At 57.8% G+C, this 13,673-nt stretch carries 11 protein-coding genes and 2 rRNA genes; 6 read left to right on the forward strand and 7 right to left on the reverse strand.

Going from position 1 to position 13,673, the window contains the following annotated elements; genetic code table 11:
* Nucleotides 1-468 precede the first annotated feature (468 nt).
* Nucleotides 469-3,377 (forward strand): 23S ribosomal RNA (locus PR018_RS16020).
* A 267-nt stretch (nt 3,378-3,644) separates the two neighbouring features.
* Nucleotides 3,645-3,759, forward strand: a 5S ribosomal RNA gene (rrf, locus tag PR018_RS16025).
* A 239-nt stretch (nt 3,760-3,998) separates the two neighbouring features.
* Here the strand turns inward: rrf and PR018_RS16030 are convergent.
* The 7 genes from PR018_RS16030 to PR018_RS16060 all read right to left on the reverse strand — a co-directional run bounded on the left by PR018_RS16030 (nt 3,999) and on the right by PR018_RS16060 (nt 9,934).
* On the reverse strand, nt 3,999-4,427 hold the full coding sequence (locus PR018_RS16030; protein WP_142829937.1) for a Fur family transcriptional regulator: 429 nt from the start codon (nt 4,425-4,427) through the stop codon (nt 3,999-4,001).
* Nucleotides 4,428-4,586: 159 nt separating this feature from the next.
* Complete coding sequence (locus tag PR018_RS16035) at nt 4,587-5,444, reverse strand: metal ABC transporter substrate-binding protein (protein WP_142830238.1); 858 nt, start codon at nt 5,442-5,444, stop codon at nt 4,587-4,589.
* Nucleotides 5,445-5,510: 66 nt separating this feature from the next.
* Nucleotides 5,511-6,371 (reverse strand): metal ABC transporter permease, encoded by an 861-nt coding sequence (locus PR018_RS16040; protein ID WP_202617166.1) that lies wholly within the window; start codon nt 6,369-6,371, stop codon nt 5,511-5,513.
* On the reverse strand, nt 6,371-7,111 hold the full coding sequence (locus PR018_RS16045; protein WP_142829941.1) for a metal ABC transporter ATP-binding protein: 741 nt from the start codon (nt 7,109-7,111) through the stop codon (nt 6,371-6,373). Before PR018_RS16045 ends, PR018_RS16040 begins: the two co-directional genes overlap by 1 nt.
* A gap of 232 nt (nt 7,112-7,343) precedes the next feature.
* Complete coding sequence (locus PR018_RS16050) at nt 7,344-7,985, reverse strand: DUF1007 family protein (RefSeq protein WP_142829943.1); 642 nt, start codon at nt 7,983-7,985, stop codon at nt 7,344-7,346.
* Between the two features lie 177 nt (nt 7,986-8,162).
* The gene (locus PR018_RS16055) at nt 8,163-9,377 is read right to left on the reverse strand and encodes a YcaO-like family protein (RefSeq protein WP_224128610.1); all 1,215 of its coding nucleotides are present in this window, start codon (nt 9,375-9,377) and stop codon (nt 8,163-8,165) included.
* 68 nt (nt 9,378-9,445) lie between these two features.
* A complete protein-coding gene (locus tag PR018_RS16060; RefSeq protein WP_142829945.1) occupies nt 9,446-9,934 on the reverse strand; it encodes a nucleoside deaminase in 489 nt (162 codons plus the stop codon).
* Nucleotides 9,935-9,969: 35 nt separating this feature from the next.
* Here PR018_RS16060 and PR018_RS16065 point away from each other — a divergent pair, with 35 nt between their 5' ends.
* The 4 genes from PR018_RS16065 to PR018_RS16080 all read left to right on the forward strand — a co-directional run bounded on the left by PR018_RS16065 (nt 9,970) and on the right by PR018_RS16080 (nt 13,673).
* Complete coding sequence (locus tag PR018_RS16065) at nt 9,970-10,980, forward strand: LysR family transcriptional regulator (RefSeq protein WP_279621398.1); 1,011 nt, start codon at nt 9,970-9,972, stop codon at nt 10,978-10,980.
* A gap of 106 nt (nt 10,981-11,086) precedes the next feature.
* A complete protein-coding gene (gene add / locus PR018_RS16070; protein ID WP_224128612.1) occupies nt 11,087-12,076 on the forward strand; it encodes an adenosine deaminase in 990 nt (329 codons plus the stop codon).
* Nucleotides 12,070-12,687: a hypothetical protein gene (locus PR018_RS16075; protein ID WP_142829949.1), complete on the forward strand. Its 618-nt coding sequence runs from the start codon at nt 12,070-12,072 to the stop codon at nt 12,685-12,687. The genes add and PR018_RS16075 overlap by 7 nt, the downstream gene beginning before the upstream one ends.
* Nucleotides 12,684-13,673 carry a BMP family protein gene (locus PR018_RS16080; protein WP_142829951.1) on the forward strand — a complete coding sequence of 330 codons (990 nt, stop codon included), beginning with the start codon at nt 12,684-12,686 and terminating at the stop codon, nt 13,671-13,673. Before PR018_RS16075 ends, PR018_RS16080 begins: the two co-directional genes overlap by 4 nt.

The raw sequence follows: 13,673 nt of genomic DNA on the forward strand, positions 1-13,673 counted from the left end.
AGAAGATAAGTCTGGAAGCTTCCAGGTGTTTTGGATGGTTTAATCGCCGTTCTGAACGTCCGAGCCCAGTTCTGATGAAACCAAAGAGGGCCTAGCCGGCCTGATCTGGTGGAGGGACTGGAGGTAGGAAGGGAGCTTGTTCGATGGTTGATCTGTTGTTGACGATTTTAGGATCGTCTCTGACGGGATCGACTGGATTGGTGTTGCCTGACCGCGCATCATCGGACTTATCTCGAGAAGCTGGTCTTAAAGATATGACCCTGCTGTGCACCGGCGTGCCAGCGAAGAGGGTCGTATCGAACACGTTTATGGCATCGTTCAACGGCACTGTTGTAAAAGGTAACAGTGTCAAGCTGGTCCGGAACCCGAGAGGGCGCCGGATGGTCGTTTTGGCACCCCCTTGAGCGCAAGCGAAAGGGACAAGGTTTGCCAAAACCGGCAAAGATGATGAGCATAGGCAATGAGAACGATTAAGTGATATAAGGGCATTTGGTGGATGCCTTGGCATGCACAGGCGATGAAGGACGTGATACGCTGCGATAAGCCGTGGGGAGCTGCGAATAAGCTTTGATCCATGGACCTCCGAATGGGGAAACCCACCTTAAATGCTTGGGAAATCGAGCGTGCCTGATGGCACGCGGGCGGTAGGAATTAGGCAGTAGGCGGTAGTGGCGACACTATTGGCTAATGCCTATTGACTATTGGCTTACGCGTCTTCGACGCGCTCGGTTTCCAAGCATTGTAAATAAGGTATCTTACCCTGAATACATAGGGTGTAAGAAGCGAACGCAGGGAACTGAAACATCTAAGTACCTGCAGGAAAGGACATCAACCGAGACTCCGCAAGTAGTGGCGAGCGAACGCGGACCAGGCCAGTGGCATTGATTGTTAAAGTGGAACAAGCTGGAAAGCTTGGCCGTAGCGGGTGACAGCCCCTTACACGTAGATACATTCAATGTCCTAGAGTAGGGCGGGACACGAGAAATCCTGTCTGAACATGGGTCGACCACGATCCAAGCCTAAGTACTCGTGCATGACCGATAGCGAACAAGTACCGTGAGGGAAAGGTGAAAAGCACCCCGACAAGGGGAGTGAAATAGAACCTGAAACCGGATGCCTACAAACAGTGGGAGCCCGAGCCTTTTAGTAGGTTGGGTGACCGCGTACCTTTTGTATAATGGGTCAACGACTTAGTGTAACTAGCAAGCTTAAGCCGGTAGGTGTAGGCGAAGCGAAAGCGAGTCTGAATAGGGCGATATAGTTAGTTGCATTAGACCCGAAACCGAGTGATCTAGCCATGAGCAGGTTGAAGGTTGGGTAACACCAACTGGAGGACCGAACCCGCATCTGTTGCAATAGATTGGGATGACTTGTGGCTAGGGGTGAAAGGCCAATCAAACTCGGAAATAGCTGGTTCTCCGCGAAATCTATTTAGGTAGAGCGTCTGACGAATACCCCCGGGGGTAGAGCACTGGATGGGCTATGGGGACTCACCGTCTTACTGATCCTAACCAAACTCCGAATACCGGGGAGTACTATCAGGCAGACACACGGCGGGTGCTAACGTCCGTCGTGAAAAGGGCAACAACCCTAACCTCCAGCTAAGGTCCCCAAGTCATGGCTAAGTGGGAAAGGATGTGAGGATCCCAAAACAACCAGGATGTTGGCTTAGAAGCAGCCATCATTTAAAGAAAGCGTAACAGCTCACTGGTCTAGTCAAGGGTCTTTGCGCCGAAAATGTAACGGGGCTGAAGCCATGCACCGAAGCTGAGGATTGGCAAAACTCTAGCGAGTTTGCCAGTGGTAGCGGAGCGTTCCGTAAGCCTGTGAAGGGAGACCCGTGAGGGCTCCTGGAGGTATCGGAAGTGCGAATGTTGACATGAGTAACGATAAAGGGGGTGAGAGACCCCCTCGCCGAAAGACCAAGGGTTCCTGCTTAAAGTTAATCTGAGCAGGGTTAGCCGGCCCCTAAGACGAGGCGGACACGCGTAGTCGATGGGAACCACGTTAATAATCGTGGGCCTGGTGGTAGTGACGGATTGCGTAACTTGTACGATCTTATTGGATTGATCGTGCAGGGAAGCGGTTCCAGGAAATAGCTCCACCGTATAGACCGTACCCGAAACCGACACAGGTGGTCAGGTAGAGCATACCAAGGCGCTTGAGAGAACTATGTTGAAGGAACTCGGCAAATTGCACGCGTAACTTCGGAAGAAGCGTGGCCCCGCTCAAGGCAACTTTTGCGGGGTGGCACAGACCAGGGGGTAGCGACTGTTTACCAAAAACACAGGGCTCTGCGAAGTCGCAAGACGACGTATAGGGTCTGACGCCTGCCCGGTGCTGGAAGGTTAAAGGGAGGGGTGCAAGCTCTGAACTGAAGCCCCAGTAAACGGCGGCCGTAACTATAACGGTCCTAAGGTAGCGAAATTCCTTGTCGGGTAAGTTCCGACCTGCACGAATGGCGTAACGACTTCCCCGCTGTCTCCAACATAGACTCAGTGAAATTGAATTCCCCGTGAAGATGCGGGGTTCCTGCGGTCAGACGGAAAGACCCCGTGCACCTTTACTATAGCTTTACACTGGCATTCGTGTCGGCATGTGTAGGATAGGTGGTAGGCTTTGAAGCAGGGACGCCAGTTTCTGTGGAGCCATCCTTGAAATACCACCCTTATCGTCATGGATGTCTAACCGCGGTCCGTTATCCGGATCCGGGACAGTGTATGGTGGGTAGTTTGACTGGGGCGGTCGCCTCCGAAAGAGTAACGGAGGCGCGCGATGGTGGGCTCAGACCGGTCGGAAATCGGTCGTCGAGTGCAATGGCATAAGCCCGCCTGACTGCGAGACTGACAAGTCGAGCAGAGACGAAAGTCGGTCATAGTGATCCGGTGGTCCCGCGTGGAAGGGCCATCGCTCAACGGATAAAAGGTACGCCGGGGATAACAGGCTGATGACCCCCAAGAGTCCATATCGACGGGGTTGTTTGGCACCTCGATGTCGGCTCATCGCATCCTGGGGCTGGAGCAGGTCCCAAGGGTTTGGCTGTTCGCCAATTAAAGCGGTACGTGAGCTGGGTTCAGAACGTCGTGAGACAGTTCGGTCCCTATCTGCCGTGGGTGTAGGAATATTGACAGGATCTGTCCCTAGTACGAGAGGACCGGGATGGACATATCTCTGGTGGACCTGTTGTCCTGCCAAGGGCATAGCAGGGTAGCTAAATATGGAATGGATAACCGCTGAAAGCATCTAAGCGGGAAACCAACCTGAAAACGAGTGTTCCCTATCAGAGCCGTGGAAGACGACCACGTTGATAGGCCGGGTGTGGACGTGCAGCAATGCATGAAGCTTACCGGTACTAATAGCTCGACTGGCTTGATCGTTCTCATTGCTCATGTTCATCTTCGATGAAATGAGCTTCTTCTGTCCTCACGCGTCAATGACGCTGCGGATCCTCGGGTCTAGCCCGAGGACAGGCTTGCGCCAGACGCCTGGCGGCACGATGCAATCGTGCTGCTGGAGTGATCCGGATGGTGCTGAAAACAGAAGATCGAATAAACGTGTTCACCTGGACGACGGCAAGTCGTTCTGGGTTAAAAAAGATTCAAGTGGCGATGCCACCCAGCTTCTCAAATGTTGCGCTTTGCCGACCTGGTGGTCATGGCGGGGCACCTGCACCCGTTCCCATTCCGAACACGGCCGTGAAATGCCCTTGCGCCTATGGTACTCCGTCTTAAGACGCGGGAGAGTCGGTCGCTGCCAGGTCTGCAAAACGCAACATAATCTCATCAACATGCACAGACAAACATCGACACAAAGTCGGCCCAAACCAACAAACCAATACCGTTTGCAACAACCCAAACGCAAACAACACGACTTTCCGCGGGGTGGAGCAGCCCGGTAGCTCGTCAGGCTCATAACCTGAAAAGTCCAAGCTCGAAAAACTCACATCCATAAACTGATTAATAACCGCCGGCGTCATGCTTGGCGGCTTTTTGCGTTTCTTACGCGGTTGCAGCCAGCTTGGGAGATGCCAAATTCCGGCATCGAGAACAAAAGCCACGGATCTCGATCGTCGTCTTCTCGCGCTTGAAATCGCTTTTTTCCTGCCACATCGCCAGACGTTCGCTGATGATGTCGTCGTGGAACTCTTCTACCTTGCCACATGTCTCGCAGATCGCAAAGACGGTCACGCCACCGCTGTGGCTGTGGCCTGCGTGACTGCAGGCGACGAAGGCATTGATGCTTTCGAGGCGATGGACCTTGCCGAAGGCCAGCAGTTTCTCCAGTGCGCGGTAGACCTGAAGCGGTGCCCGGAAGCCGTCGTCACGAAGGCGTTCAAGGATCGTATAGGCGCTGACGGGCTCGTGTGACTTTTCGAGGATGCCGAGCACCAGCGCCTGATTCTTCGTGAGCTTTTCCGGTACGGTCAAATTCTCGTCGCCAATGTTGTTTCTAGCATCCGGTTGTCGCTTGTATCCCTGGATCTACATCAACGAAGCTCCGGGCTCAATCAAGGTGTGGTCGGCGCGACCGGAAATCAATGCCGGACGGTCGACGGTAGCGCCGCAGTTGGCGCTACCGTCGATAGACTATTTCTTCTCCAGTGCGGATGCAATCTGGTTAACGTTATAACGGAACATCTTTACATAAGTGGATGCAGGGCCCTTTTTGTCGGACAGGGCCTCGACATAAAGCTCGCCGCCCGGCTGTGCCTTGGTCGCGGATGCGACCTGCTTGACGAGCTTCGGATCGTTGGAGTTCTCAAAGAAGTAGACCTTGACGTTCTCGGCCTTGATCTGGTCGATGAGTTTGGCGACATCGGCAGCCGATGCCTCGGTCTCTGTCGAAAAGCCGATCGGTGCCAGGAACTTGACCTTGTATTCCCGGCCGAAGTAACCGAATGCGTCGTGGCTTGTGAGAATCTTGCGCTTGTCGTCGGGCACCGGATCAAGCTTTTCATGGGCATAGGCATCGAGAGACTTCAACTGCTTGCGATAGCTCTCTGCGTTCTGCTTGAAGGTCGCAGCGTCTTCCGGATCGGCAGCAGCCAGGGCTTTTTCGATATTATCCACCCAGACCATGACGTTGACCGGGCTGTTCCAGACATGCGGGTCGGTGACGGTCTTGCCGTCTTCTTCCATCGTCCGGGTGTTGATCCCCTCGGAAACGACGATCGGCTTGCCCTTATAGCCGGACGCTGTGATCAGTCGGTCCATCCATCCTTCCAGACCGTCGCCGCTGACGAAGACCAGATCGGCCGCCTTCAGGTTGCGGGCGTCGTCCGGGGATGGTTCGAACTCGTGCGGGTCGCCGTTCGGGCCAACCAGTGTCTTGACCTCGACATTCTTGCCGCCGACCTCGTGGACGACGTCGGCAAGGACCGTGAAGCTTGCAACGACATCCAGCGTCTTTGCCGAAGCCGTTGAGGCCATGGCCGTCAACGCCATCAGCGCTGTGCTGGCGTATGCGATAGTGCGAAGATATGTCACGCTTTCACTCCTGTGTTGGCATCATCAGATGCGGCTCGGAAACAGGCGCCGGACGGCGCCCGAGGGGCAGAACAACAGCGACAGGCAATAGAGGGAGGCGGCGACCAGGATGATCGTCGGTCCCGATGCCAGGCCGAAGTGGAAGGAGACGATCAGTCCGACCAGTCCCGAAAGCGCGGCAACGCATGCCGAAATAGTGAGCATCACCGGCAGGGTTTTCGCCCAGAGCTGTGCGATCGAGGCGGGCAGCATCATCAGGCCGACGGCCATCAGCGTGCCCAGCGCCTGAAAGCCGGCGACGAGATTGAGGACGACAAGAAACAGGAACAACACGTGGTAAAACGACCCGTGGCCACGCACCGAGCGTAGGAAACCGGGATCGAAGCACTCGGCCACCAGCGGTCGGTAGACGATCGCAAGCACGAGGGCTGTGAATGTTGCGATGCCGCCGACGAAGTAGAGAGCAGTGGCATCGATTGCGAGGATAGTACCGAACAGCACATGCAGCAGATCGATGTTCGAGCCGCGGAGCGAAACGATCAATACGCCAAGGGCCAGCGATGTGAGGTAGAAGCTGGCAAAACTGGCATCTTCCTTGAGGACCGTGGTGCGGCTGACCAGTCCCGACAGAAGCGCGACAACGAGGCCTGCAACGATGCCGCCGAGACCCATGGCCGGCAGTGACAGGCCACCGGCAATGAGGAAGCCGATGGCCGCTCCTGGCAGGACGGCGTGGCTCATGGCGTCGCCGACGAGACTCATGCGGCGCAGCATCAACAGGACGCCGACCGGCCCGGAGCCTAGCCCGAGGGCGACGCAGGCAATCAGCGCGCGGCGCATGAAACCGTATTCGACAAAGGGATGGACAAGGGCTTCGTAGAGCATCACAGGGCTACCGGCTCCGGCTGTTCTATGGCGGCGTTTTCAGCCATGGCGCGCGCCTTCTGCAGGTTTCCAGTCGTCATGGTGCTTTCGGTCGGCCCCCAGCTTACGGCCTCGCGGGCCATCAGCAGCGTTTGCGGGAAATGGCTGCGGACCTGCTCGAAATCGTGAAGCACCGCGATGATGGTGCGACCGTCATCGTTCCACTGGTGGATGATCTGCAGCAGGTCACGCGTGGTAGCGGCATCGATGGCGGTGAACGGCTCGTCGAGCACGATCACCTTGGCATCCTGCAGCAGCAATCGCGCAAACAGGACGCGCTGGAACTGGCCGGCAGACAGCGAACCGATATGCTGCCGCTCGAAACCGCCAAGACCGACCGCTTCGAGCGCTGCCCGTCCACGCTCGGCAGTCTCACGCGAAATGCCGCGGAAAGCGCCGCTGTGGTTCCAGGCACCAAGCATGACGGTATCCGCGACGCTCAGGGGAAAATGCCGATCGATCTCGGCCGCCTGCGGCAGGTAACCGAAATCCTTCGGTCGCAGGGCATCGAGATGGATGGCGCCCGACTTGAGCTTGAGGTCGCCCATCAGGCCTTTCAGAAGCGTCGATTTCCCGGCCCCGTTCGGGCCCGCGATGGCGGTCAGGCTTCCCTCTTCGAAGGTCCCGGAGATATTCTTGACCGCCAGGTTCTTTGCATAGGCAATCGAAACGTTTTCAAGGCGGATACGCTGCATCGTCATGGGAGGCTTACCGCCCATCCTATGGCCAGCCAGAGCATGGCAAGCAAAATCGCCACGACTAGCAGCCGAACGACGGAAGAGCGGCCCATCAGCGACCGGCGAAAGGGATCTGAGTTTGGTGACATCGCGATATCCACTAGCATCGATGGTTTGTTATAACATATCATTTTTTCTGTCGACTATAATTTTGGCATCCGAACCGTTTAGCGTGAGCATGCCCGCAAGGTGCGCGTCAGCATTTCATTTCCAGCCGCGTTGCGACGAGCTGCGAGAAGTTAGTGCCCATTGGGTCGTTGAAAAACAGGCTGGTCAGGGTCGCCTGGTTCTGCGCGATGATCTCGTCCGGGTTTGGCCGTACGACCTTGCGGCTGCAGTGGGAAAAGCCGGCGCCCGATGTCGCCATGTCGTTGTCGTTGGCGAAATCGACTGCGGTATAAAGTGTCTGGTCGTAGATCCCGAAGATAGCCGTGCCCACCAGCTTGGTCTTGGTTACGGGCTTTAGAGAAAAGGTCAGTATCAGCGCGCCGTCCTTGTAGTCCGCCTGTATGGACTCCGGCTTGGCCATCGGGACTGCTTTGCCGTTAACGGTGACGTTGGTGTAGTATTTGTATTGCTCGAGCGAGTTTCGCACCGTCTTGCCGACGGCCAGCAACTCTGATTTGTCGAGCGTGTTGTTTTCGTTCTTGTCGAAGTCCAGAAGCACCGAAGACGAGAAGACATCGTCGAATTTCCAGACGTTGCGAAGCTCAGTCAGTGTTCCGTCCGCCGAGGCGACGGCCTCGAACCTGGCGTCGATAAAGATATGCGGATGGGCAAAGGCTTGGGCGGGTACGCATGCGGCAAATGCTGCCATCAAGATCGTCAAGCGGACCACGAGGTCTCTCCGGGCTGACAGGATAGCGAATGACCATCGCCGTCTTTTCAATGTTGCGATTTCGACGCGACCGTTGAGCGTTTCAACACTGCAATGGTGGCGACAAGGAGACGACATGGCCTCCCACGCGAAAAGCATTCTGTGCGACTAAGCAGGTCAGAGAGGGCATGTTCTGCGTCAAGCTCCTCCCAGCACGCGGGAAATTGCCCTTCCGCCGAATTTTCGTTTTCGCGCGCCGTCGGGATTTTCGAGTTCCGGCACGAAAATCTTGGCGACGGTTACCGGCATTTCCGGGCTGGATAGAGTAACGGCAACGGCTCTCCCTATCCCCGCCCGCCTCAGACCGTCGAGTGACCTGGAAAGCAAAACTGCCGGACCACCCGATACCGCTATAGCTTCGATTGGCCGCAAGGCAGGGTCGATCGCAAAGCACTCCAGCGTTTCAACCGGCAGGGGCTGGGTAAAGCAACCGGGATCGATATCGTCGCGGGCGCCGCTGATAAACGTCAAGCGCGATTGCGCGGCTTCGGTAATGGCCCTGATTGCAGCGCGGATCGGATCTGGGTGTGCGCCACTGCCATGGCTGACATCGCGGTAAAGCGGCTGGCGTCGCATCGTGATGTCTGCCGGGCCCAAAAGGGCCGAGTAGCAGGGAATTCCGATGTCGCTGGTGATATCGAACATGACGAGTTTCAGCCCGGCTTCGGTGATCTGCCTCTCAAGGCCGGCAATGACGGGGTCGCGGAAGGCGCTGGCGGCGATGCAGCGTCCATGGCGACGCTCGCGGCTTGTCACTTGCCATAAAACATAGGCATCGCGTTCGATCCTTTCCAGCAATCCATGCAGCATGGCTTCATCACCGGTGTTGCCGGAGGCAAGGCCGTCCGATGACTGCCAGAACCGGCCCGACTTGGTTCGGTCGAGCACTGCCGCTTCGTAAGGGACATAGGTTGGCTCTCCTGACAGAAGATCGACGCCGGCGATCCATTCTACCGGCTCATCCGGCGCAATGTCGGCTTGTCCGGTGGCAACAAGACCGTCGAGCCGATCAGCCAACGCGCCAGCAGCCGTGAGCGAATTCCAGCTTCCCACGGATTTCTTAACGTCCGGCATACCGGCGATGGCTCGCTCCAATGCTTCCATGGCAGCCGAGACCTTGGCATCAATATCCGTGATGCCCTTGCCCTGGTTGATGACAATCGAGCGGGCATTGGGTGAGACTGCATTCCAGACGGGAATGCCGATGTTGTCCAGGCCGGTCAGCCTGGAAAGCCGGGTGATGCCGTAGCGCAGCAGCAGCGGCGCAATTCTGCGCAGCGTTTCCTCAGGCGCGCAGCTGCGGTCGGAATAGAGCGATTGCAGGCTTTCGATGTCAAGTGAGCTCGATACCAAGGCAACTCCCGTCAGGTCAGCAGGGCTGCGCCCAGAGGCTGCATGGCAGACATTATCGAAAGTTGATGCTACCAGACACCGTCGTGCAATGCGCTGGCTTCCTCGCAAAGGAGAGGCCCGACGACCACAACTTTCCGCTGGCCGGCCGCAAAGACGGTGCGGCAAGGGAGATCAAGCGTTGGGTTTTCCGGATGGTTTCCGGTGATATCCTTCAGCTGACTTTCGCTGAGGCCATAGACGACACGGCCGACGCCGGCCCAATAGGCTGCACCGGAACACATGGCGCAGGGCTCGGCGGAGGTATACATCGTGCAGTCTGCCAGAAACTGGGGCCGGTAGGCCTGCGACGCCCGTGTCATCAGAACGCGCTCGGCATGGCCGGTCATGTCCTGCGTCGGATTAAAGGCGTTCTCCTGTTCCAACAGCACCGTGCCATCAGGCCCGGCGAGGATTGCCCCGAACGGATGGTTTCCATTGCTCCGGGCCCGGCTTGCAACCGCAAAGGCATGCCGCAGCAGGCGCTCGTCATTGGCTGCCCAGAAGGCTTGGTCTGTCATGCAATATTCCTTCACGAACGATGAAGATACTTTCGGTGATCGTCCGCTGGCTGACAAGAACCCATTTTCGATGCTATCGTGCGAATAAACGCAACGCTCCTGAAGGGGATATCCGCATGCAGCTTATCTCCCAGGCCGCGTTGCTGCTGGACGCCGTGGCGCGTGCAGGCTCTTTTAGACGGGCCGCCGAACGTCTCAACCTTTCTGCATCGGCGATCAACCGGCAGATCCTCCGGCTCGAGGAAGACATTGGACTTCCACTGTTCGAGCGGCTGCCGCGAGGAATCCGGCCAACGGCTGCAGGCGAGCGCTTGCTGGCCGACATCCGGCGATGGCGGCGGGAACAGGAGCGTGCGGAGGGACAATTGCGTGACCTCAAGGGCCAGCGTCGCGGCTCCATCACGATCGGGGCAATGGAGTGCTTCGGCAATACACTTCTTCCGGACGTGATCAAGAAGCTCCACAGCGTCAATCCGCTTATTGAAGTCAGCGTACTGATCGGCGGCACAGACGAACTGCTGCGCAAGCTCAATCTCAAGGAACTCGATTTCGCGCTGCTGTTCAATCCGCCGCACAGGATAGCGTCGGATGCCGTTCGGCTGCTAAATGCACGTCCCGGGCTGGTCATGGCGGCAAACCATCCGCTTGCGCTGTCTCAAAGCCTCCGATTGGCTGACTGCTTGCAGTATGGCTTTGTCTTGCCAGACCAGTCTCTTGGCATCCGCGAATTCATCGACAAGGCTTTCGTCGACCTTGGGGTCGAGTTTGCCGGCATGGTCAGCACCAACTCGATCGCCCTTATCAAGTCTATGGTCAAGCTGGGGCAAACCATGGCTGTGCTGAGCATTTTCGATGTCTACGGAGAGCTGGTGCGCGGAGAGCTGGCTTTCGCCACTATCGAGGACCGCAACATCGAAGACGAGATTCTCGCCATCTGTGCTCCGATCAATCGACCAACCTCGGCAGCGGCCCAGATGATGATCGATCTGGTCGACGAAAGCCTGCGTTCTATCCGCCAGCCCAGTCGGGCGGGCTCGCAGATCTGAGCGTTGCGTTTTTTCGCACGGTGCATGCGCAAATCAATTCTTGTTCAGCACGTATACCGGTGAAATTCTCTTGCTCGCAAGAGTATCCATCGCATCGGAAACACGCGTGCCGCTGAACTTCAGAACTTTGCCCAAGGCAGAGATCCACATTCATCTTGAAGGCTGTTTTGACACGGCGACGATTGTCAGTCTGGCCGCTGAAAACAACGTGCCTCTACCGCGTCCCGAGGCCGAACTGCTTAAGTTCGACGGCCTCTCCGACTTTCTAGACTTTCTCGATTTCATCTGTGGCCTTTGCCGTACGCAGGAGCAGCTGGCGAGGGCGGCCTACGCCTTTTGCGAGCGAATGCGGGATGCAGGCACCGGATATGCCGATGTCATTGTCAATCCGACCCACTGGAGTGCGTGGCAGGGAAACCTCGGTGGCATGATCCACGGGCTTGACGCGGGCTTTGCTGCTGCTGAAGCGGATGGCCTGCCGCCCGTCGGCCTCTGCATCAGCCTGCTGCGCCAGCAGAGTGCGGCGGAGGCTATCGAAGTGGTCGAGGAACTGGGCCGCTTGCGCCACCCACGGGTCGTAGCGCTTTCGGTCGATGGCAACGAGGCTGCGGCGGGCAGGACCGGCGAGAAATTTGCCGAAGCTTTCCGGCTCGCCGGCAGGATCGGCCTGAAGCGCACAGCGCATGCGGGTGAATCCAGCGGCCCTGATGGCGTCAGGGATGCCATTTTCCTGCTGGAAGCCGACCGTATCGACCACGGGGTTCGCGCTATCGAAGATGCGGAACTGATGACGATCCTCGTCGACCGCCAGATCGCGCTGGGCGTATGCCCCACGTCGAACTTGACACTGGGGCTCTATCCCAACCTTGGCGCCCACCCGCTGGAACGGCTGCGCAAGGCCGGCGTCCCCGTCTCTGTCAACACCGACGATCCCGCATTGCTGGCGACAGATCTTCCGGATGAGATAGCTGGCTGTGCGGCGGCCTACGGCTGGGACAAGGAAACCTGCCGGGCCGTGGCTGCAACCTCCATCAATGCTTCCTTCGCCAATACCGACATAAAGGCCCGCCTGCTGAAGGATCTCAGCGCATGGTAGCGCGCGGCGCGGTATTCGGCTTCCTGCTGGCATTTAGCTGCGGACAGGCGCAGGCGGCCGAACTCGATCTTGCCGCATGGGCAAGGGCGCTGCCGCAGCATTTTACATTGTCGGGCGTAAAGAACGAGCCGACCTATCTCGCCGCCATCGATATCGCCCGCGCAGGTAATATTTTCACCATCCGGGGTGGAGCGCCCGCGTGGATGGAGCGTTCTGTGGAGGTGGTCAGTGTCTCTGACGATGGGGTCGTAACTCATGCCATCTGCCCGGTCGGCATGGATTGCCGTCAAGTGAGCCGGCCAGCTGGCTTCCTCTCCGGCGCGGCACTGCTGTCGGCATCGAGACGCGGCCTGCTGCACGGCACCGCCATGCCAGAGGCCTACGGAGCATTTGAGGTCGTCTGCATTCCGGGCGAGCAACTGTCGATCAAGGATCCGATCCTCGATCCCTGCTTCGAAATCCGAAGCGGTGCGGCGATTGCCGAGAAACATCGCACCAGTCACCGTTTCGACGGTCCGTCTCTCGATCCAGTCTCTTTGCGCATCCAGATCACGTCCTCCGAGCCTGCAGCCTCACGATCCTCCCTCCTCCCAAAGGATAACGCTTCATGATTTCCCTTCGCACTCTCGGCCTCGCCGCAGCCCTGACTGTCTCCGGGCTTTTTGCCTCCACCGCCTTTGCTGATCCGCTGAAAGTCGTGTTGCTGGTTCCGGGCCATGCCAATGATGGCTCGTTCAACCAGGTGGCGCGCGAGGCGGCTGAGAAGCTGCAGAAGAGCGGCGACATCAAGTTCGAGTTGCGTGAAGCGATGGCCGATCCGAGCCAGTCCGAGCCGGTGATCCGTCAATACGCCGCGAAGGGCTACGACCTCATCATCGGCCACGGCATCGAGCTCTCCGAGCCGATCCTGAAGATAGCCAAGGATTACCCGAAGGTGCATTTTGCCGCCTCTGGAGGTCCCGATCTCGCCGATCGCCTTTTGCCGAATGCCGATGGCTGGACTTACGACTTCGGCCAGCAGGGTTATCTCGGAGGCTTCATTGCCGGCAAGATGGCCGGCGTCGAGACCGTCGGAACGGTCGGCGGACCGGAGCTCGCTTTCGTCAAGGCGTCGCATAACGGCTTCAAGCAGGGACTGAAGGAAGGTAATCCGGCTGCAAAGACGATCGAAACCTACACTGGCTCGTTCGACGATGCGCAGAAGGCCGCCGAGGTCACCCGCGGCATGATCGCCCAAGGCGCAAAGCTCGTCTGGACGTCCGGCGACGGGATCGGCAATGGCGTGGCTGCCGCCGCCGTGCAGGACGGGGCCGTGACCATCGGCGTCACCGGCGAAGCCGGCGGAAATGCCGCCAAGGTCAATGTCGCCAGCATCGTGCTCGATATGTACCCGACCTACAAGACCTATGTCGACGACATCAAGGCAGGCACTTTCGGAAAGAAATTCCTGGTTTCCGGCATCGCCAACAAGGGTCTGGTCATGACGAAGATCAATGCCGTCGGCGAAAAGCTGCCGGATGACCTCAACAAGCAGGTAGACGCGCTTGTTGCCGATCTTGCCTCCGGCAAGGTGAAGCTGCCGAACTTCTTCCAGTAG

Source organism: Rhizobium rhododendri (assembly GCF_007000325.2).
In the GTDB taxonomy this organism is placed as follows: Bacteria; Pseudomonadota; Alphaproteobacteria; order Rhizobiales; family Rhizobiaceae; genus Rhizobium; species Rhizobium rhododendri.